Source organism: Glutamicibacter sp. M10 (assembly GCF_025452055.1).
Taxonomy (GTDB): domain Bacteria; phylum Actinomycetota; class Actinomycetes; order Actinomycetales; family Micrococcaceae; genus Glutamicibacter.
Genome location: NZ_CP104918.1, coordinates 2,304,849 through 2,323,545, shown reverse-complemented (window position 1 = coordinate 2,323,545; position 18,697 = coordinate 2,304,849). Strand labels below are relative to the sequence as shown.

Here is an 18,697-nt window from a genome sequence, read left to right as displayed (position 1 = left end):
TTGCCATGACATGACGTATTTACTGGTGTCGAGTCAGGCCCAGAGAGTCAAACATCGCATTTGTGACGTCAACACGACGCTGCTCATCCCATGCCTCGTGCGCAAAGAGGCTGACTTGTTCCACTGCTTGATGCACCAACATGTGCAACCCGGAAATCACCGGTCCAGCCCAGTTTTGTGCTAACTGCGAGGGCCACGGATCGTAGGCGACGTCTAGCAGGATGCCGGTTCCCGGACCAAGGGTTGAGACCCAAGTATCGGCCGCGCGTGGCGGCAGGGTACTAAAGACCAGCGGCAGTTCTCGGAGCTGAGCTCCAACTTCTTCGGTGATGCCTGAGATTTCGTGGATGACCGGGTTGAGCGACAGCTCATTAGCTAAGTTCAGGGCCCGGGAGGCGCTGCGAAGAGAGCGAACCACCAAAAAGACTTGCTGTACGCTCAGCTCAGCGCAGGCCTGCAAGGCTGCCAACGCGGTATTGCCCGATCCGAGGATCAGCGCTTGACCAAATGGCGCTTGAGAAAAATCCCGAACCGCGCGGATAAGCCCGTCAACGTCGGTATTTTCCCCAAACAGTGTTCCGTCGTCACGCACCACAATGGTGTTCAGTGCACCGAGGCGTTGGACTCGGGTGGAAACTTCGTTCATGTAGGGCAGGAATACGTCTTTGAGCGGCATGGTCACCGAGCAGCCGGCCCAATCTTCAGTACGCAGTCGAGCTATGTGCGCAGCGCTTTGGCCAGGCTCCAGATCGATCGCCTCGTAGCTCAGATCGGCCCCGAGAAGCTGGTAGGCACGCTGATGCAATACTGGTGACTTCGAGTGGCTCACCGGGTGGCCCAGAACCGCAGCCTGCTTCATCTTTTCCTGCACTTTCTGCTGTGGAGTTACTGCGGGTGGTGTCTAGCAGACGCCGGGATTTTCTGAGCACCAGGTTCGGAACTGTGCCTGGTTCTGCTGGTGTTCTGCATAGGTGGAGGCAAATTTGGTTTCGCCGGTACTGATATTGACCGTCACCCAGTAGTAGTAACCGTTATCTTCCGGATTAGCTGCCGCCTTGATCGCAGCATCTGCGGGAGAGCCGATCGGCGTCGGAGTTAGGCCGGTATGTACATAGGTGTTGTACTTGTTGGCCTTGTCCTTTTTCTCCGACGGACTGAACTGCAGGCTGTAGCGCTTGAGACCGTAGATGACCGCCGAGTCCACCTGCAATAAGCCGTGGGTTTCCTTATTGCCTGGGTCCAAACGATTTTCGATCGCTCCGGCTACGGTGGCGTAGTCCTTCTCGCGCGCCTCGGCTTGGAGGATGGAGGCAACGGTTAAGGTCCGGTAACCCTGTTTCAGATCGGTGATTCCAGCGTTTTTCAACGTTGTTTTGGTGCCCTTAACCATCTTGGCGAGAACGGTTTTGGCGTTGGTGCCCAGCTCAAAGCGGTACTCCCCTGGGTGCAGCCAACCTTCAAGGTTGGGCACAGATGAGGGAAGCCCGAACTTTTCTGGCTGATTGGCCAGCTTTTTCAGGTCCGCTAGTTTCAACCCAGAGCTCTTAGCGATCTCGCTCAGTGCTGCGTCAAGGCGGAGGTTAGCTTTCAGCCCAATGTAGAAGACCTTGCCCGGCTTGTTATTAACCAAAACCTTGGCCGCGTCCGCTGCCGGCATCTGCGACTTAAGCAGGTAGGTGCCGGGGTGAATGAACTTGTTTGTGGATTCGGAATCCTCAACTGCTTTAATGAGCAGCTTGTCGTTGGAAATCACGTCCATCTCTTCAAGCTTGCGCGAGATCACTCCCACGCCCCAGCCATCTTCGACGGTGAATTCCACGGCGGATCCGCCTGGGCCCGGATAGTCGTCGGGATTAAATTGCTTAACCAGAGCCTTAACGAAGAACAGCGACCCTGCGACGATCAGGGCAAAAATAATGACGGTGGCCAGCATGACGACGTTGCGCTTGCGCCGGGTTTTTTGCGTCGTTCGCGCTTAGACACGGAAGGGATTTCGCCGGTCAAAGAGCTGGCAAACATCGTTTCTGATGCTTGCTCTCCCGTGGTTTGGGTGCCCTGCGCAGGTGCCAAGGCGGGGAGGAACCGGGTGTTGGTATTCTCCCCGTCCTGGCTTTCTGGTGCGCTCGTGCTTGCCGAGGCAGCGGCGGTTTGCTGTGCAGCGCCACCGCTGTAGTGATTCAGGCCGGTTAGTTCCGGAGCCGAAGGTTCTGCGATCGGCGGACGTTGGCCCGCCGAGAAGCTTTCGTATAGCGCGCGATGTGTATCGCGTTGGCGCTCATGACGGGCTTCTTCTCGCATTGACTCTCGTTTCTCGGGGCGGTTCGTACTAAACCTAGGATCGCTAGGTTTACTTCAGTACGATCCGGCTGGCCTGCACGCGGACGTTGTTCCGGCGCATTTCCAGCACCTGCTGCAGGATTTCTGTGGCTGCGACTTGGTCGACAACCTTGCGATGATCCTCCATCTTACGTCCCGAAGCATGCAACGCGCGGTGCGCATTAACCGTGCTCAAGCGTTCGTCAATCAGAAAAACCGACAGCTCGATATTAGCCTCTGAAGCTTCTTCTGCCAAAGCAATAGCGTAGTCACGAGCCATTTTGGTGGATTCTGTGGTGTTTCCGGCCAGCGATTTTGGCTCCCCGATGAACACCTCGGTGGCATTTCGATCGGTGATGATGCGCAAAAGCATTCGACGGTCCGAATTTTTCTTCACATCGCGTCGAAGGGTCATCACAGGGGTCGCCAGAATGCCCGATGGGTCAGACGCGGCAACGCCGACGCGGGCTAGGCCCACGTCGACGCCGAGTGCAACATTAGCCATTAGCTAGGGCCGCCCGGATAGCATCCAGTGCTTCGTCAATCTTCGAAGCATCCTGGCCGCCGCCCTGAGCCATATCGTCCTTGCCGCCGCCACCGCCGCCGAGTACACCGGTCGCGGTACGGACCAAGGCCCCAGCCTTAAATCCATTGGCACGTGCGTCATCGTTGGTCACTGCTAGCACCAGTGGACGGCCGTTGGATTCGCCGATCAAGACGATCACCGCCGCTTCACTGCCTAGCTTGCCGCGCAGATCCAAAGCCATGGTGCGTAGCGCATCAGCCGAATCGATCTGGCCGGCGTTGTGTGCCAGCAGACGGGTCGAACCGATGGTGACGACCTTCTCCAACAGCGATGCGGACTGTGCAAGCATTGCCTGGCTCTTGAGTTCAGCGATCTGCTTTTCAGCCGCCTTGAGCTTGGCAACGGTGTCGTTAACACGCTCGGAGACCTGGTTAGAAGGCACACGGAACAAGCCCGAAAGCTCAGAAACCAAAGCACGCTCAGCTGCGCCGTGACGGAATGCTTCCATACCGACCAGCGCCTCAACACGGCGGTTGCCCGAGCCCACCGAAGCTTCGGAGAGCAAGGTCAGCTGACCAATGCGGGCGGTGTTATCCACGTGGGTACCACCACACAGTTCGCGCGACCAAGCACCGTTCATTTCAACCACGCGAACGTCGTTGGAGTACTTTTCGCCGAACAGGCTCATAGCGCCCAGCTTCTTCGCCTCTGCCAGAGCCATTTCGTTGGTGACAACCTGGTAGTTCGAAGCAATTGCGAGGTTCACAACCTCTTCAACTTCGCTGCGAGCTGCTGGCGAAAGCGCCTCTGCCCACGAGAAGTCGAAGCGCAGGTAGCCTGCCTTGTTGAAGGAACCAGCCTGGGTGGCCGTTGGGCCAAGCAGCTCGCGCAGTGCAGCGTGCACCAAGTGAGTGGCGGAGTGTGCCTGCTCGCCGGAGCGACGGCGTACCGCGTCAACTTCGGTGCGGACCAAAGCCTCGGCTGGAAGCTCGCCCTCACGCACGATCACCTTGTGTACGTTCAGACCCTTAACCGGAGCCTGCACATCGGTGACCTCGAGAACAAAGCCATCACCGGTGATCAGACCGCTGTCGCCAGCCTGTCCGCCGGACTCAGCGTAGAACGGGGTCTCGTTGAGCACCAGGTCAATTTCCTGACCCTGCTCAGCGTAAGGAACAACCTGGCCGTCGCGGATAATGCCACGGATCGACGACTCGCCCTGAAGGGTGTCATAACCGGTGAAGTGCACATTGCCGGCCTCAGCCAGCTGGCTGTAGACAGAAAGGTCAGCGTGGCCGGCCTTCTTGGCCTTAGCATCCTTCTGCGCGCGGGTGCGCTGTTCTTTCATCAGTTCGCGGAAGCGCGGCTCGTCAACGGACAGACCAGCTTCTGCTGCGATCTCTAGGGTGAGGTCGATCGGGAAACCGAAGGTGTCGTGCAGGGTGAAAGCGTCGTCACCTGAAAGGTTCTTGCCCTCGTCCTTAGCGTGACCCAGCGCTTCATCAAGACGGGTGGTGCCCGAAGCGATGGTGCGACGGAATGCGCGCTCTTCAGCGTAAGCAATGCGCGCAATACGCTCGAAGTCGTTGGCTACCTCTGGGTAAACACCCTTCATGGCATCGCGCGAGACTGGAAGTAGCTCTGGGAGTACTTCGGTATCCACGCCCATCAGGCGCATGGCACGCACGGCACGACGAATCAGGCGGCGCAGCACGTAGCCGCGGCCTTCATTGCCCGGAGTGACCTGGTCGGAGATCAGCATCAGCGAGGAGCGGATGTGATCGGCGATCATGCGCAGGCGCACGTCGGTGGCGTGGTTAGGGTCAGTTGGATCCTCGGTGGAGGTGTAGGTGACGCCAGCGAGTTCTGCAGCCTTGTCGAGCACCGGACGGACCTGATCGGTCTCGTACATGTTCTCCACACCCTGCAAGATCATCGCAAGGCGCTCAAGGCCTAGACCGGTGTCGATATTGCGCTTTGGCAGTTCGCCGGCAACATCAAAATCGGTCTTGGAGCGTACGGCCGAAAGGCGGTACTGCATGAACACGAGGTTCCAGATTTCGATGTAGCGGGTCTCGTCGACAGCTGGGCCGCCTTCTTGACCGTACTGTGCACCGCGATCGTAGTAGATCTCCGAGCAAGGACCGCCGGGACCGGGCTGGCCGGTGTTCCAGTAGTTATCTTCCTTACCGGTGCCTACAACGCGCTCGGTCGGGATGCCGATCTCTTCTTCCCAGATCCGTCGTGCTTCAACGTCCTTCTCATCGCCGTCTTCATAGACGGTGACCCAAAGGCGTTCCTTGTCCAGACCGTAGCCACCATCCTCGAGCGAGTTGGTCAGCAGTTCCCAGGCGTAGTGAATGGCTTCATTCTTGAAGTAGTCACCGAAGGAGAAGTTACCGCACATCTGGAAGAAGGTGCCGTGACGTACGGTCTTACCTACTTCTTCGATGTCGCCGGTACGGATGCACTTCTGCACCGAAGTCGCACGGTTGTACGGAGCCTCTTCACGGGCGGTGAGGTACGGAATGAAAGGAACCATACCGGCCACAGTGAACAAGAGTGAAGGGTCGGCTGATACCAGCGAGGCGCTGGGCACCGCGGTGTGGCCCTTCGAGACGAAAAAGTCGACCCACCGACGGGCAATTTCCTGCGTTTTCATCGTGTTACGGATGATCCCTTCACTTAGCGGCGTCCACGCCCAAGGCGGAACGTAATTCTTCTTCGCGGGAGCTCATTCCTTGATGGAAGGCTTCCAAATATTCCGCGACGCGGTCAGTGTATTTGCTGACCTGGCGATTAAGCGCTGCCCCGGACTTTACTTCAGCGTATTTCTTGGTGGCGAGCATTCCTACGCCCACACCAATAGAAACCCACAAGAGCTTTTTCATTCTAGTCTCCTTGGCGGCCATCAGCTGGCCGACGGTCTGATCAAGCATCGATACGTGTTCGATCGAACAGGCTCTGACTTAGCGGCTGCGACGTGCCTTGCCACTTGGCTTGGTGTTCATTGCAACCTTCACGCCTTCGGTGAACGCGGCGACCTTGATCAGCGGCTTGCCTACGGTGGCAGCAACTAGCGAGGACAGCGCGGAAACATTGGCACTGGTATCAGAAACGTTACTGGTGATCGTGTCGACCTTTTTGAGCTGGTCATTGGTGGTGGCGACCGTGTTGGCGACCTCCCCTAGCAATGGGGTGGTTCCGTCTGCCACGTCTTTGATCGTGGTGCGAAGCTCATCAAACACCTTGCCCAATTTAATGATCGGCACTGCCAGCAGTACGACCAGTACTACAAACGCGCCGGCGGCGATAAGCCCTGCAATATCCGAACCCGACATGTGCTTCCTCTTCTGCTTTGGTTTTTGGTGCCAGTCCACCTTATCGAAGTCTGAGCTCCAACAGGTAGTTAAACGACAAGCCCGCAACCGAAATCGGTTGCGGGCTTGGAACTAGCGCACGGATTTAGCGTGCGTAGTCTGACGTGTATTAAGAGGTATAGATGCTGTGGCCTGTGTTTACGCAGAATTCCGGGGAAGGTACTGGTCTCACCGAGTTTTGTGAGTGGTCGTTAGTACAGCGTAGAAAAGCCTAAAAGTACTGTCTACAAGCAGTCAACAGCCACAAAACAGCCACAACTCCCCTACTAACCCCGATCAACCATGATGCTGATGACTTCGGCGCCTTCGGGTACTAGTTCGCGGGCCTGCTCACGTGCTGTTTCGTAGACATCTCCGTTGACTGAAGACGATCCGAGTTCGCCGTTTTGCAGGTAGTTCACTTTTACTTTCACAAGCCGAATTCTAGTCGGATTCGGGGAGGCTTGCGGTCCATGGGTCTGCCCAGTAGCTGATCTTCGCGTCTTCGCGTTGGTGCCAGGTCGGATCATCTTCAGTGCCACGCCAGATGCTATCTGCTCGCCTGATGCGTGTTGCTGCCAGTGTTGGTACCCACTTCACGTCTAAACGCCCGTTGTAGACCAGCCGTGCGCCGTTCGGAGGGTATTCAATAAAGAGCTCACCCTGCACCCAGCCGCGTACCCTAGCGTGGATCTTCCCCAGCTCAAGATCGAACACCTGCACGTACGGGTACTCGCCAGTCATATACGTACGCATGTGTTCGAAACGCGGGTCGGAGAAGTTGGGCATGACTCGATTGTCTCTTAACGCAGAGAACCGCCCCACCCTCGATTGAGGATGGGGCGGGGCAAATTTTCACGAATCATCAGCGCGATTGCTGGACTCCGGGAATAGGTACTTTGCCATAATCTTCAAGATTGCGATGATCTCAACAACAACCGCAGTTATCCAAGTAATAATGACGCTCTCGGACATTTGGGAACCCTTGAGAAAAATGTATGCACCGATTCCTACGATGCTTGTTCCTACAATAACAAACGTAAGCCAAACTGCGACCTTGAAAAACTTGTCCCTAAGGTCGTTTTCTTGCTCTGCTTTGAATACAGAGGCTTCCCGTAAACCCTGATTATAGGCCTCGGTTTTAGCGCGTTCGCTCGCAGCACCATGTGTGGCAGGTCCAATCTCTTGGAGTATGTCAGCCTCTGACACGCTTCGCGCTACATCCTCGGTTAGCCGTTCTACACTTTTTCTTTGAAGCTTTATGAACGGGAGTCCCAATTACACAAGCCCCAGTCGCTCAGCACGCTTCAGCACCGCGGAAGGAGTCACTGAAAAATGTGCAGCAGCCGCTAGCTCGTCACCTTTACCTCTGTAGATCCTGCGAAAAGAACTTTCTGGCATCAGCACATTTCCGGCAAACTCGTCAGCATAGAACTCATGTAGATCATATTTGGCCCCGCGCTTCTCCACGAACGAATATTCGTCATCCCCGTTTGCTCGTCGCTCAATCAGGTGACCGAGCTCATGCATTATGGTGAAGCGTTGACGCCCAGGAGAGTCGGACTCTTCAACGTAGATCACTGGTTTCTTACCATGCTCTGCGATAATTGCACCTGAGATGCCGTCTTTTAGCGCCCCAAACACGACCTTCGCACCTTGAGACTCAGCAAGATTAACAACATCCAAGGCTCCTTCGCATGAGCCGAAGCTATCAAGAACTTTTTCGGCTTCGTTCTTTGCGGCGTGCATGACAAGCATTTTTGCCACCTCCCGGCGGTTGTCTGATCTCTACAAATGAACCCACACTATTTGTGGATAAGTCTGTTGATACTTGCATTCTATGTTATCTGGTTTTCAAAAGACTATAAGCACCCACCGACACGATGGCCTACATCTGCGCGGATTGTCAGTTAAACACAGTTTGGCCCCGCTCCATCCAGTGGGATCGAGTGGGTCGGTTTTCTGCATACTCGACTATTTGCCAGTGGCTCAGAGGCGAACACAAGCATGTGTAGTAGCCAAGTAACCAGCTAGCTTTAGTTGCACCTTCAACTTACACTGAGACCAACTCGCAACTTGATTGGGGAATCATGAAAAAACTTTTTCCGTTGGCGGTACTCGCTAGCCTGGCACTGAGCGGATGCGGATCCACGGCGTCTGATGCGCCATCATCCACAGAACCTTCCGCTGATGCACAGATGCCTTCAGGAGAGAATCAAGAAGTTCTACCTGCCGAGGACCTTGACACACCAGAGCTCATGGAAGCTGGCGCGTTCAAATTGCTAGCAATGTCTGGCGCCGACATCTCATTCGACCTGCCAACACCTACGACTGACAAACGTCTCTCTGAGATTGAAGCGTACCGGAAGGACACTGGGGCCGATCCCGTCACCTACCTCATCGCCGAAGTTGATAATCGCAAGGGAACCGAGTTCGTCAATATGTACGAAGTTAGCGCCTACGACGAAGAAGGTAACAAGTATGAGTTCTCTACAGTAAGTGAGCACATCAGCGAATGGGGTCCAACGTATACTGCCGACTACGAGTATGTAATGCCTGATGGTTCCGAGCTGAGTGAAACCGAGGGGCAGGCTCTGAACAATCGCGGCGTGGATCTTCACAATAAGTTCTTGGACGGTGTAGATCCTGCGGAGCGTGGAACTATCGTCATGCTCTCCGAAGACGTTGATCTCCCTTCGGAATTCACAAGAGTCGCCGTTCACCCAAGCGGTGGAATGAATGAAGCTGAAGAAGCTTTCCCCGCTTCATGGGAAAATGCGGACTAGAGGTTAACAAGAAAACCGCCCGATCACTTTCCTCACGAGGGAAAATGATCGGGCGTTTACGTTTGTGCCAGGCTCCCGGGGAGCGGCCGTCTCCGGGAGTCCAGCATTGCGGCGGTCGTTACCCTGCCACCGCGCAGGGGCTTATTAGGCTTCGTGCTTTCCCTGCTGGTCCTTCGAATAGGAATCCGGGGTCTTCGCATAACCTAACAGCCAGCCGATTTTAGGGCTGATATAGGTTTCGAAGAGTCGCACGGCCACGTAGTATGCCGTGGTCAGCAGGAGTGTGAGCAGTACGGTGAGCGCGCCCTCAAACTCCGGATCCACTGGAATGTTCACGGCGGTGAACCAGCCAAGCACTGAGCCGACGATGATCGGCACGACGGTGCGAACGATGGAAGCCCAAAGGGCGGAGAAGGTATCAGACATGGTGTCTCCTATTCGTCGTTGTTGTCGTTGAGCCAACGCTGGATGCCTTCGTAGGTCATCTTCTTGGGGTCACCGTCGAGGACGCCCTTGTAGAACTTGCGGTCCTTGAGGTAACGCTGGAATTCGTACCAGAACCATTTACCAGCGCCGCCATCAACCTTGAGCAGGGTTCCCTTCGGTACGCCCCACTTAGCGACAGGAGTCTTCGTGTAGTACGGGATACCTTTCGGGTCGCGCACGTCCTGTAGCCAGTTCTGCAAGTCGGTGTAGCCGAGCTTGCCGATCTTGCCATCCCACTGCTTGTTCGACTTGTAGCCGAGCTGGTACATGAGGATCTGGATCGCGCCCTGCTCCCATGACTTGAAGTTGCCGTTGATCTTCAACTCGGCATAGTCAGTCGGGAACGTGGTGGAGCCGTTCGGAACGTTGTCCGGTGACTGGTCCTTGACGTTCTTTACCTTCACCGTCTCCGGGTTTGCAACAGGCTTCACAGCACCCTTAGAAAGACCCCACGAGCCGGACTTCGCGCCGGCCGTCGTGTGCTTGATGGAGACGTGAACATGCTTGGTGTGGGCGTTCGCGCCCTCGTACTTGCGCCAGCGAGTTCCACCCCAGATGCGGTAATTGTAGATGCAGTAACTGGTGCGGTTGTCGTAGATGACGGCGTTCAGGAAGTCGGTAACGTTGATGCCGTCTTTGTCCACGTCGATGGCACGGACGATGCCACCGTCGGCATAGTCGGGGTTGTGATCGGAGACTCGTGCCTGGTGGGATGTGTCGCCTACCCATCCGTCTGAGGCTTTGTCACGGTTAGGCCAGCGGGTATTGGTTTCGCTGCGGAGATCCACGAGCGAAGGGGCAAGATGAAAGCTCATTGCCAAGTCCTTTCGGGCATAGAAAAGCCCAGACACCGTTTGCGCCTGGGCATAAGAAAAGGACTAGCGTTTGCTAGTCCTTGTTGTGTCGTTGCTGTTCTCGGAAAATTGTCCAGCCGAGCCAGCCAAGCACACCTATTAGTAGGGTGTACAGGGTGATATAGACCCATGGTCTGCCGGGGAATGTTGGGGCGAAGCTTGAGAAGGATGCGAGAGTGAGGATCGCTGCCATGACTGCGAGTAATCCCATGAGGACGCGACCAGCAGGAAACTTAGTCCACGTGCCACCGGTCAGCCCATGCCAGCCGATCATGACGATCACGGTTTCAAGTAGAGCCACCGCCATGAGAATGCCGGTGAGTGGTTGGATGGTCATACGGGCTTGCTCCTAAATGATCGCGAGAGGCCTTCGCTGAAATGGTTTTGTTTGTTGATTTCGCGAAGCTTCTCGGACTGTTCGGCGACTTGTGCCCGTGTCTGCTTGACGGCTTTCAGTTCAATGTCGGCTTGAATCTTTGCGGCCAAAGCTTCTTCAGCATCCCGTCCGGCTTTCTTGTGGCGTTTCCAGAGGCTCATGCATCATCACCAGATTTGTTCGCTTCCTGAACAGCTGACATGACCTTGATGACGGTCTCGGACACTACCGACTGCTCGTTGATCGCTTCGGCTTGCTCGCGGATGATCTCTTGGTTCTTCGTTGCGGTATCCCGCCAATGGTCACCACGCGTCGTCTCCCGGTCCAAGGTTGCCTTAGGAACAAGCTTGCCTGAAAGGATCAACCAGATCGTCACCATCAGTAGCCCGTTCGGTGTGAACGCCCCTATCGTCGCCCATGGGATCGACTCAATCATGACGCACCTGCGAAATCAGGTATGGTGCTGGCACTGTTTACCTCGTTTGGTTTTTTAGGCTGAAAGTAGGACACTGTTCGCTTCGGTCACTGTTGAGCCTGATTGAATGTTGTTTACCTTGGTGAACCCACGCCCTTGGTTTACCAGTGAGCTTGAGCTGGAAGTGTTGCCGTACCAGTTCATGAGGTATTTCAAAGGTGAGCCGGTTGGAACTTTGCCACGGTTGCCGGATGTGGCAACGTCGGTGCATCCGGTGATCCCCCAGAAATGCTCAAATGGTCCTACTCCTACGAACGTAGAATCTGACGCGTTGTTGTGTAGATCCAGGCCGATGATTCCGCTCAAGTATCCAGCGGATATGACCTCGTTCATGTTGGAGTTGTTCACGACAACGCCGAGCGAGTTTTGGATCTGAAGCACGTTCCTGTGGATCGTACGTGCTTCTAGGGATTGGATCGTTAGACCGTTGCAGTTGTTGGCGTTAACTACGCGCATTGCTTTGGAGGCTCGTAGGTTGAGTTTCACCGTGTCCGCGTAGCTAATGTAGGCGAGCGTTCCACCTGCGAGGAAAGTTGTGTCCGTTGCGGGCGATAGGTTCTCAGCGTTGGCTTCGATGGATAGCCCTTCGAGTGGGTAGCCTGCCCAGCCGCGTGCGCGGATAGCCGAGTATTGGGCTGTCCCTCCTGCGCCATTGATTTTTACGTTTCGGATTCTCACGTCTTTGCAGGAGACTGGCCCGACGGTCATATCTGCTGCTGGGCTTGATTGTGCAACGCTGCTCAGTGGGTACGTCTGATCTACTGCACCGATGCCAATAAATATTGTGTCGCCATCGATACTACTGTTGATCGTAAGGCCGTCAATCAGCACATCTTCGGCGTGAATCAAGTGAATCCAGCCTTGGTAGTTGCCGTCATTTGTCGTGATGCCCGAGTCGGTGATTTCGCACCCTAGGATCTTGATGGTTTTGTGTCGCAACCGTTCAACGCGTGAATGTGAGCCGATCAGTCGTGGCGCAAGGTATGTGGTCCCGTTGAGTTCCAGCGGGTACGTTTTTGAGTCCTCCATGATTACATCTACGCAAGGCAGTCCATCCCATGCGGTATCGGCTTCGGCTAGCTCGCCGCCAGCGCCACCCTTGGTCGAGTGGTCGATTTGCATTAGTTCAACGTAAGCGCGTCCTGCTACCTCGTATCGGCCTGCGCCCGTGACTCTCTTTGCTCGTACTTTTCGGCAGCCCATGATATCTAGGCCGTGCCCGTTGACTACTGCCTGGTCGAAATGTAGATCTTCGAGGATCAGTCCGTCTACGTGGTGGAAGATGTTATTGAGCGCCCGTCCGTTGGTGAAATCTCCGTGGAACCTGATGCGCTTCAGCGCTATGTTTCGACCACCTGAACCGTACCCGGCAGCCCCGCCACTGTACGCACAGAAAGCGACATATCCGGCGTCGGCGGTGCGACGAACGTGCGAATACTCTAGGTCGACTGTCTGATTCGAGAACAGGCGGACTTGGGAGCCTAGGTTGAAGTCTCCACTAGGGCGAGCAACAATAGTGCCGCCGTCATCTTGACCGAATGTTCCGCGTAGGTATAGCGCTGCTTGCCTGAACGCCTCGGAGTCATCGGTGATGCCGTCGCCCACAGCACCGAAGTCCCATACGTTTGCGTAGAGTTCCCCTCGGCGTGTGAAGTGCTGCTCTAGTGCTATGCGTGGCGCTGAGCCCTCGGTGTTGATCATGGTTTCAACAGCGGCAGACGAGGGTGCGGTGACGAGAGTTGCAGCGTCGATAGCTGCTTGCTTGGCTATTGCCGCGTCGTTTGCTGCATCTCTTGCGAGGTCGGCAGATATGCCCGAGTTTTCTTCGGCGGTAATTGCCATGTTTCGCACGCCGTCGAATGATTGCTCTAGCCCTACGAGTTCACCCGCCACCCATGAGACTTGATCTAGGTCTGCGTAGAAAGCGCCAACGAATCCCCATTGGTTTGTCGTGAGTGGGTTGGCCAGCTGAAGCCCCTCTGAGTCGGTTAGTAGGATAGGGGTCTGTGCGGTGTCTGCCGGGTCGAAGATGGTGAGGGTTGACTCGATTGCGACACCGCTAGGATTGTTTGGGTCAATGGCGAAAAAGCCGGGGTACGGGTAGGCCATATGGTCGCTCCTTAAATAAAAGGAGAGACCATCTCTGGTCTCTCCTTGGTAGTGAGGTTATGCCTATGAGTTATCCGTCTGTAACGGCTTGAGGTTGTCAGTGAGTTCTTGAACTTGCGCCCTTAGCTCTAGAATTTCCTGCTGTTTCTCGGCGAGTATGGTGATGATTAGCGCGTTGTAATCGCTCATTTTGAATCCTCTAGGGTTGAAACCCGGTCAGCTACTTGCTGGATAGCTTTGATCATTGGAGCTATTAGTTCGTCGTACCCAACAGTGAGTATGTCTGAGCCGCCGTTGATGCTGTGGTCTTGGAGGCCGCCAAAATCATTGCCGGTGGACTCTATGACTTGCTGTAACTCTTGGGCGATTAGGCCGTGGTGGTAGCGTGCGCGTTTCTTGGAGCCGTCAGGCGTTGCGCCTTCGTAGTCATCGCGCATGTCCCATCGGTAATCGACGGGACGTAGTTGGTTGATGAAATCCAGGCCAAGTACGGTGTCGCGAACGTCTGCTTTGTCGCGTGCGTCGGAACGGTTTTGTACAGTGCCGTAAACATAAGTTGTTGTTGCACTGTTTCCGAGTTGGACTTGGTTGTCTCCGCTGATCGTGGCGCTTGCTCCGATTGCGGTTGAGTTCGTTGCCGTATCTAGTGGCGACGAATCGAGCTTTGCGTATCCCGCCAACCTGCCTACAAAGGTGTTATTTGTTCCAGTGGTCAGGTTCAATCCTGCGCGATAGCCGACAGTGGTATTGCCAGTCATCCCATCCGAGAGCTTGAATAACGTGCCTTGACCTAGAGCAGTGTTGTCGGAAGCGTTGATCGCGGCGGCTTCACTGATGCCAACCATCGAGTTATGCCCGATGCCAACGTTGTTACTGCCACCCTTGATGTTTCGGCCAGAGTTAGCGCCTGCGAAAGTGTTAGCGCCTCCCCCGTCAAGGAATGCTAGTGAGCCTGAACCGACAGCAGTGTTTTCGTTTGACCGTACCGGGGTCGAGCCGGGGATGGAGTACCCGCGGAGTGAAGCTGTGCCACTGGAAACAGTTGGTTTGGGCGCGAACACTTCGAACGTATTCGCGTCAACAACGGCTGTAACTTTGGCGAATACATCGTCACCACCAAACGAGGTACTACCTCCCGTGTTGAGCCTAAAGATTGCAACGTAATCGACAGACATTCCGTGACCGGTTGCGGTAATCAGTAGGCTCGTGCCATCTTGCGAGTACGTGCCCTCAATATTCTTAGCGACATATTGCGTGCCATCTAGCCACGTCTTTTCATCAACGCGTCGCAATGCGTTTGTGCCGATACCAACATTGGCGTTAGATAGCGTATTGCCCGCCAGAGCGTATGCGCCAAGGGCAACAGTGTCGGCAGCGAGGTTGCGACTTCCAGCCCATGCGCCAATAACAACCACGTTATACGCTGCGGTTCCGGCAGCCTGGGCCGGAGCCCACATTTCAATCTCGCCGCTAATACCAACTGGGCAACGTGAAGCGTGCGCTCCGTTGCCAATAGCTACCAGGCCGCTACCGCCCACCATGTTTTGGCCGGCGTTACGCCCGATCATTACATGGGCGACACCTTGCTTGGTGAAGCGTCCGGCGTTACCGCCAATAGCAACGCTTCGAGTCCCGCTAGGGTCAGTAGAGTAGTCCGACGTAATAGCGTTGACATACTTGAGTGCGTCCTCGCCGATGGCTACGTTATCCCGTGTATGTTGGCCCTCCGACTGTGCGCCAGTGCCGATGGCGATTGATTTCTTCGGATCAACCATGTTCGCCATCGCGTTATGCCCTAGCGCGACAACAGTTCCAGTTGTACCAATGTTGAATCCGTCAGGCATGGCCGCGCCAGCACCAGTGCCAGCGATCAGCGTAGAGGTGTCCTTGACTAATGCAACACTACCGAGCGCTTCGCGAGTCAAGCTGTCACTGGAAACTAGGTTACTGACCGCTTCATCTGCCGGAGCACCAACTAGGGCTGCTGCTAGTTCCGCTGCCTGTCGGCTCAGCTCGGCCTCAGTCATAGAATCGGCAGCGGATTGTGCGGCGCTAGCGACCTGCTCTTTGATGCCTGAGAATGATTGCTCGTATCCAACGAGGCCGGACGCTTCCCATCCGATGTAATCCACGTCAGCCCAAAAAGCGCCGATGAATCCTTTGTCGTTGGTAGTCATTGGGTTAGGGATGGGCAAGCCGCCCGAATCGCTCAGTGCAATTGGAGTGAGGGCGGGATCAGCAGCGCTAAAGATAGTGATCTCAGCGTTAGTTGCGACATTCGCGGGATTCAACGGGTCAATAGCGAACAAGCCAGGAAATGCGTAAGACACACTGTCTCCTTAAATAATTAGGAGATCCACAAGAATGCGGATCTCCATAAGATGCGGTGCTTCTAATCAACGAAGTACATACCGTTGAGTGAAAACTCTGTCCCGTTTTTGATTGAAAGGTTTGGTGCAACGGCGGTTAGGTTCACACTGCCTGCCGGGGTGATCGTTCCGGCTGCAAGCCCACCTTGAGCACCTGCATGTAGGGCCATCCAATCATCGGAAGGGCGTGGTGGTGTTGGAGCTGTTGCGACTTGGACGTTAGCAAGGTTGCCGTCGCTTGGGTAAGTGATCGTGCCGCCAGTGCGGTTGAAGCGAATCCTGAAGTAGCAAACCTTGTCAACGATCCGGTAGCGCATGTATGAATCCGCGCCACCCCAGCCGGATAGGAATCCGCTGGTTGTGCGAATCCAACCGGTATCTCGGCGTAGCCCATGCTTGGTCCACACTGCAACGTTGTTAGATCCTACGGTGCGTTGCCATAGCGTGCCGTTGATGTTGATTTCAGTTCCGATAGCGTCTATGTATGAGCGCACAAGGTCATCTTTTGCGAACAACTGACCACCGTTACGCCCCCAAACGCGGAGGTCGATAACCTCGGGGATAGCCGACGATCCTGCTGCGACTCGAACAAGTGCTAATGGCTGATCGTCAATCACCCCCGGGTTCTTCTGCCGCCCTGAAGGGATTCCCTTACTTGACGTGCCTTTGATGACAACGATCTCAGTAGGACCACCGTTGGCTGGTCCCCATGTGCGTCGTAGGGCGATTAGATCATAACGAGAGCCGGTGGATACTGAATCCAACTGGATAACGGCCGCAGCGTCGGAAATATCCATCACGCCACGACCCCACGCTAGCCCTGAAGCTACACTCACCATTCGAGTGCCAGCAGATTGTGATACGGCGAAATGGTTTGCGCCATCCACCCCGTACTCATAACCGCCTACCTTGGAAACCATAGAAGCCCACTGAACTTCATCTACTGTTCCGTCGTAACCAACAGATGTGATTGCCATTTACTTGCCTGCTTTCAGAATGCGTAGTTGGCGGCCTAGGGTTGCTATGCGCTTCACCATTTTTAGTGTTGGATCAGGATTTTCTTCGCCTACCTGCTGGCTAATGACCACACCTTGATCGGCGGTCCACGTTAGCGGCGCTTCTTTGAGGGTGTCCGCAATGATTAGCCCGGGCCCGACTTCGAGAGACACTTTGTCGCCCACGTGCAGGCCATTTGTGCCACCGTATTTGAGGTGCTTGGACTCCTGAAGTGTGACTGATAGACCGAGTGCTGGCCCATGGGTGGATAAGTATTCCTGGCCGGCTTTGTCTAGCTCGGTGCTGTCGGTGGTCTCAAGTCCGTCCGTGTAGTGTTCGCGGATTCTCCTTGTTCCTGCTTCGGTTGCGGTGCTCACGACTTGTCGGAATGTTCGCAACTCCCTAGCCCCCGAGCCGCCAACGATGACGCGAGATGCTTGAGCTGCGTTCTTTGACCAAGCCCAATCAATGACGCTGCCGGATGTCTCGGTGAGCGTGCGCCCCCACACGGTCGAGACGTAAGCCTCGACCCGGTACCCTGCGCTAGCTTGAACTACACGCAATCCGATGCCTGCTGATTCCAGTTTTTCAAGTAGCACGTCAGCTAGTGAAGTGAATCTGGCTTCAATTGTGATCGTCGCACCGCGTCCTAATGTAGGCTCCACATCAACCGGTAAACCTAACCGTGCACAATTGGCGACGATCAGGTTCTTTGCTACCGTCTCTGCTGGCCCAGTAGCCCTATAGAACCCTTCATCGCCACCCTGCGCGGTGATATTTCCTGTTGGGTTGGGCCACGCCAGAATGTCATACAGTAACCCGAAGTACCCATCAACCTGCACTGTGAGTTGCGCCGAATGGGCTGGACCGAAACCTTTCACGGAACCTACCCAACCGGATAGGATCTCCTCTCCGCGATGCTCAACAAGAATCCTTGGCCCTACCGTGTTATTAGCGTCCACTAACGCTGATGCAAGTCGGTGACTAGCTGGCAAGGTGATAGTTCCCGTGCCAGCTAGCATATGCCGTGGTGTTGCAGTGAGTTCGGTCGGTGCTCCGATTTCACCAAGGCGAACGAAGTCCTTATCGAAAACGAATATCCGTGGAATGTCCATGCTCACCATGCCCTCAAATATCGTGGGTTGATAGTCACTTTCACAGTGCCGGTGCCAGACAAAGACAATGACAAGGGGCGGGATTCCCCTGGTGGAATCGGCGCGAAATCCCACGAGGCAAGATCCCTATAAACGTCTGCGGCATCATCAGCAACACCGCCCTCGGGTAACGGGTCACCTAAGAGAACTTCACGCTTTGTAGGATCACTGTCGATATACAGGCGTTGCCCCTCAGGGATGATGAAGTTTCCGATAACCTGACGGCCGTCCACACCAACAGCGAACGAGGACACTTGCCCCTCAATCTCCCAGATGGGCCATGCATCCACACCACCCTCGTTAGTCAGCGTTGCCGAGTCCAGGGCTGCCGCTGACATAATATTGAATACTGGCGCTTTACTAGGCCCGTTGAAGAACTGGACCGGCTCCGCTGTGCCCCATGATTGAGTTACCGCTTCGCCGTACCAGAACGGATCGTAAGCAGTGAAGTACGCTTCGTACTGTTGCCAACCGAACAGGGTTGGCATGTACTCCATCGAATGATCGCCGTCACTACTAACACGCAAACGCATAGTGCGTACACTGTCCGGTGTTTCTACCGTCCAAACGCCTTCTCGGTCGGGGTGCAACCCATCCCAGAAATCCCGGTCGTGCTTCACCCATTCCTCGGCTGACGTGTCATTGAATATCGTGATCGGCCAGAACACTTCACGCTCAGACGCACGCCAGCCACGATAGGTTGCCCCATGTAGGGCTGGCGAAGATAGAGAGTGGTGTGTGATCGGTGGCAACGTAAAGCCACGAACGCCCGGTCGCAGTTTCACGCCCGACTGCCCGCACATCTGCCAGATCCGCCCCTTGTAGTCGGTCCATGTGATTATCATTGACTCCCACGGATTAGGCGGGGCGGGTACTGGTAGTGGCGGTGTG

General features: G+C 55.3%; 23 protein-coding genes. 1 reads left to right on the top strand and 22 read right to left on the bottom strand.

Features of this window, described 5'->3' with window-relative positions:
- Window positions 1–19 precede the first annotated feature (19 nt).
- The 11 genes from N6V40_RS11460 to N6V40_RS11410 all read right to left on the bottom strand — a co-directional run bounded on the left by N6V40_RS11460 (window position 20) and on the right by N6V40_RS11410 (window position 7,950).
- On the bottom strand, window positions 20–859 hold the full coding sequence (locus N6V40_RS11460; protein WP_262197752.1) for a shikimate dehydrogenase family protein: 840 nt from the start codon (window positions 857–859) through the stop codon (window positions 20–22).
- Window positions 860–901: 42 nt separating this feature from the next.
- Entirely contained in the window at window positions 902–1,933 is a 1,032-nt protein-coding gene (gene mltG, locus N6V40_RS11455) for an endolytic transglycosylase MltG (RefSeq protein WP_262197750.1), read from the bottom strand.
- Window positions 1,903–2,298: a hypothetical protein gene (locus tag N6V40_RS11450; RefSeq protein WP_262197749.1), complete on the bottom strand. Its 396-nt coding sequence runs from the start codon at window positions 2,296–2,298 to the stop codon at window positions 1,903–1,905. Before N6V40_RS11450 ends, mltG begins: the two co-directional genes overlap by 31 nt.
- A 49-nt stretch (window positions 2,299–2,347) precedes the next feature.
- Window positions 2,348–2,821 carry a Holliday junction resolvase RuvX gene (gene ruvX, locus N6V40_RS11445; protein ID WP_262197748.1) on the bottom strand — a complete coding sequence of 158 codons (474 nt, stop codon included), beginning with the start codon at window positions 2,819–2,821 and terminating at the stop codon, window positions 2,348–2,350.
- Window positions 2,814–5,504, bottom strand: coding sequence for an alanine--tRNA ligase (gene alaS / locus N6V40_RS11440; RefSeq protein ID WP_262197747.1), 2,691 nt, complete (start codon window positions 5,502–5,504; stop codon window positions 2,814–2,816). Before alaS ends, ruvX begins: the two co-directional genes overlap by 8 nt.
- 19 nt (window positions 5,505–5,523) lie before the next feature.
- Window positions 5,524–5,733 (bottom strand): hypothetical protein, encoded by a 210-nt coding sequence (locus tag N6V40_RS11435; RefSeq protein WP_131088269.1) that lies wholly within the window; start codon window positions 5,731–5,733, stop codon window positions 5,524–5,526.
- 78 nt (window positions 5,734–5,811) lie between these two features.
- The gene (locus N6V40_RS11430) at window positions 5,812–6,183 is read right to left on the bottom strand and encodes a DUF948 domain-containing protein (protein WP_131088270.1); all 372 of its coding nucleotides are present in this window, start codon (window positions 6,181–6,183) and stop codon (window positions 5,812–5,814) included.
- A 305-nt stretch (window positions 6,184–6,488) separates the two neighbouring features.
- The gene (locus N6V40_RS11425) at window positions 6,489–6,635 is read right to left on the bottom strand and encodes a hypothetical protein (protein WP_262197744.1); all 147 of its coding nucleotides are present in this window, start codon (window positions 6,633–6,635) and stop codon (window positions 6,489–6,491) included.
- Between the two features lie 10 nt (window positions 6,636–6,645).
- Window positions 6,646–6,990 carry a hypothetical protein gene (locus N6V40_RS11420; RefSeq protein ID WP_262197742.1) on the bottom strand — a complete coding sequence of 115 codons (345 nt, stop codon included), beginning with the start codon at window positions 6,988–6,990 and terminating at the stop codon, window positions 6,646–6,648.
- Between the two features lie 66 nt (window positions 6,991–7,056).
- Window positions 7,057–7,410 (bottom strand): hypothetical protein, encoded by a 354-nt coding sequence (locus N6V40_RS11415; RefSeq protein WP_262197741.1) that lies wholly within the window; start codon window positions 7,408–7,410, stop codon window positions 7,057–7,059.
- A gap of 69 nt (window positions 7,411–7,479) precedes the next feature.
- Window positions 7,480–7,950: an ImmA/IrrE family metallo-endopeptidase gene (locus N6V40_RS11410; RefSeq protein ID WP_262197740.1), complete on the bottom strand. Its 471-nt coding sequence runs from the start codon at window positions 7,948–7,950 to the stop codon at window positions 7,480–7,482.
- A gap of 341 nt (window positions 7,951–8,291) precedes the next feature.
- On the opposite strand from N6V40_RS11410, the gene N6V40_RS11405 reads away from it, so the two are divergent.
- Window positions 8,292–8,987 carry a hypothetical protein gene (locus N6V40_RS11405; protein WP_262197739.1) on the top strand — a complete coding sequence of 232 codons (696 nt, stop codon included), beginning with the start codon at window positions 8,292–8,294 and terminating at the stop codon, window positions 8,985–8,987.
- A 144-nt stretch (window positions 8,988–9,131) separates the two neighbouring features.
- On the opposite strand, the gene N6V40_RS11400 is transcribed toward N6V40_RS11405, so the two are convergent.
- The 11 genes from N6V40_RS11400 to N6V40_RS17710 all read right to left on the bottom strand — a co-directional run bounded on the left by N6V40_RS11400 (window position 9,132) and on the right by N6V40_RS17710 (window position 18,294).
- Window positions 9,132–9,413 carry a hypothetical protein gene (locus N6V40_RS11400; protein WP_262197738.1) on the bottom strand — a complete coding sequence of 94 codons (282 nt, stop codon included), beginning with the start codon at window positions 9,411–9,413 and terminating at the stop codon, window positions 9,132–9,134.
- Between the two features lie 8 nt (window positions 9,414–9,421).
- On the bottom strand, window positions 9,422–10,288 hold the full coding sequence (locus N6V40_RS11395; RefSeq protein WP_262197736.1) for a hypothetical protein: 867 nt from the start codon (window positions 10,286–10,288) through the stop codon (window positions 9,422–9,424).
- A 73-nt stretch (window positions 10,289–10,361) separates the two neighbouring features.
- Window positions 10,362–10,664, bottom strand: a complete 303-nt coding sequence (locus N6V40_RS11390) for a putative phage holin (RefSeq protein ID WP_262197735.1) — start codon at window positions 10,662–10,664, stop codon at window positions 10,362–10,364.
- Entirely contained in the window at window positions 10,661–10,864 is a 204-nt protein-coding gene (locus tag N6V40_RS11385) for a DUF7620 family protein (RefSeq protein ID WP_262197733.1), read from the bottom strand. Before N6V40_RS11385 ends, N6V40_RS11390 begins: the two co-directional genes overlap by 4 nt.
- A complete protein-coding gene (locus N6V40_RS11380) occupies window positions 10,861–11,139 on the bottom strand; it encodes a hypothetical protein (protein ID WP_262197732.1) in 279 nt (92 codons plus the stop codon). The genes N6V40_RS11385 and N6V40_RS11380 overlap by 4 nt, the downstream gene beginning before the upstream one ends.
- A 54-nt stretch (window positions 11,140–11,193) precedes the next feature.
- Window positions 11,194–13,287 (bottom strand): glycoside hydrolase family protein, encoded by a 2,094-nt coding sequence (locus N6V40_RS11375; protein WP_262197730.1) that lies wholly within the window; start codon window positions 13,285–13,287, stop codon window positions 11,194–11,196.
- Between the two features lie 63 nt (window positions 13,288–13,350).
- The gene (locus N6V40_RS11370; RefSeq protein WP_262197729.1) at window positions 13,351–13,476 is read right to left on the bottom strand and encodes a hypothetical protein; all 126 of its coding nucleotides are present in this window, start codon (window positions 13,474–13,476) and stop codon (window positions 13,351–13,353) included.
- On the bottom strand, window positions 13,473–15,617 hold the full coding sequence (locus tag N6V40_RS11365) for a tail fiber domain-containing protein (RefSeq protein WP_262197728.1): 2,145 nt from the start codon (window positions 15,615–15,617) through the stop codon (window positions 13,473–13,475). The genes N6V40_RS11370 and N6V40_RS11365 overlap by 4 nt, the downstream gene beginning before the upstream one ends.
- 62 nt (window positions 15,618–15,679) lie before the next feature.
- On the bottom strand, window positions 15,680–16,633 hold the full coding sequence (locus tag N6V40_RS11360) for a hypothetical protein (RefSeq protein WP_262197727.1): 954 nt from the start codon (window positions 16,631–16,633) through the stop codon (window positions 15,680–15,682).
- Window positions 16,634–17,767, bottom strand: a complete 1,134-nt coding sequence (locus N6V40_RS11355; RefSeq protein WP_262197726.1) for a Gp37-like protein — start codon at window positions 17,765–17,767, stop codon at window positions 16,634–16,636. It lies immediately after the preceding gene.
- Between the two features lie 2 nt (window positions 17,768–17,769).
- Window positions 17,770–18,294 (bottom strand): phage tail family protein, encoded by a 525-nt coding sequence (locus tag N6V40_RS17710; RefSeq protein ID WP_396267759.1) that lies wholly within the window; start codon window positions 18,292–18,294, stop codon window positions 17,770–17,772.
- Window positions 18,295–18,697: the final 403 nt, after the last annotated feature.

Coding starts and splice junctions, on each gene's coding strand:
- N6V40_RS11460 (WP_262197752.1), bottom strand. CDS start 859: ATGAAGCAGGCTGCGGTTCTGGGCCACCCGGTGAGCCACTCGAAGTCA.
- mltG (WP_262197750.1), bottom strand. CDS start 1,933: ATGCTGGCCACCGTCATTATTTTTGCCCTGATCGTCGCAGGGTCGCTG.
- N6V40_RS11450 (WP_262197749.1), bottom strand. CDS start 2,298: ATGCGAGAAGAAGCCCGTCATGAGCGCCAACGCGATACACATCGCGCG.
- ruvX (WP_262197748.1), bottom strand. CDS start 2,821: ATGGCTAATGTTGCACTCGGCGTCGACGTGGGCCTAGCCCGCGTCGGC.
- alaS (WP_262197747.1), bottom strand. CDS start 5,504: ATGAAAACGCAGGAAATTGCCCGTCGGTGGGTCGACTTTTTCGTCTCG.
- N6V40_RS11435 (WP_131088269.1), bottom strand. CDS start 5,733: ATGAAAAAGCTCTTGTGGGTTTCTATTGGTGTGGGCGTAGGAATGCTC.
- N6V40_RS11430 (WP_131088270.1), bottom strand. CDS start 6,183: ATGTCGGGTTCGGATATTGCAGGGCTTATCGCCGCCGGCGCGTTTGTA.
- N6V40_RS11420 (WP_262197742.1), bottom strand. CDS start 6,990: ATGCCCAACTTCTCCGACCCGCGTTTCGAACACATGCGTACGTATATG.
- N6V40_RS11410 (WP_262197740.1), bottom strand. CDS start 7,950: ATGCACGCCGCAAAGAACGAAGCCGAAAAAGTTCTTGATAGCTTCGGC.
- N6V40_RS11405 (WP_262197739.1), top strand. CDS start 8,292: ATGAAAAAACTTTTTCCGTTGGCGGTACTCGCTAGCCTGGCACTGAGC.
- N6V40_RS11400 (WP_262197738.1), bottom strand. CDS start 9,413: ATGTCTGATACCTTCTCCGCCCTTTGGGCTTCCATCGTTCGCACCGTC.
- N6V40_RS11395 (WP_262197736.1), bottom strand. CDS start 10,288: ATGAGCTTTCATCTTGCCCCTTCGCTCGTGGATCTCCGCAGCGAAACC.
- N6V40_RS11390 (WP_262197735.1), bottom strand. CDS start 10,664: ATGACCATCCAACCACTCACCGGCATTCTCATGGCGGTGGCTCTACTT.
- N6V40_RS11385 (WP_262197733.1), bottom strand. CDS start 10,864: ATGAGCCTCTGGAAACGCCACAAGAAAGCCGGACGGGATGCTGAAGAA.
- N6V40_RS11380 (WP_262197732.1), bottom strand. CDS start 11,139: ATGATTGAGTCGATCCCATGGGCGACGATAGGGGCGTTCACACCGAAC.
- N6V40_RS11375 (WP_262197730.1), bottom strand. CDS start 13,287: ATGGCCTACCCGTACCCCGGCTTTTTCGCCATTGACCCAAACAATCCT.
- N6V40_RS11370 (WP_262197729.1), bottom strand. CDS start 13,476: ATGAGCGATTACAACGCGCTAATCATCACCATACTCGCCGAGAAACAG.
- N6V40_RS11360 (WP_262197727.1), bottom strand. CDS start 16,633: ATGGCAATCACATCTGTTGGTTACGACGGAACAGTAGATGAAGTTCAG.
- N6V40_RS11355 (WP_262197726.1), bottom strand. CDS start 17,767: ATGGACATTCCACGGATATTCGTTTTCGATAAGGACTTCGTTCGCCTT.
- N6V40_RS17710 (WP_396267759.1), bottom strand. CDS start 18,294: ATGCCAACCCTGTTCGGTTGGCAACAGTACGAAGCGTACTTCACTGCT.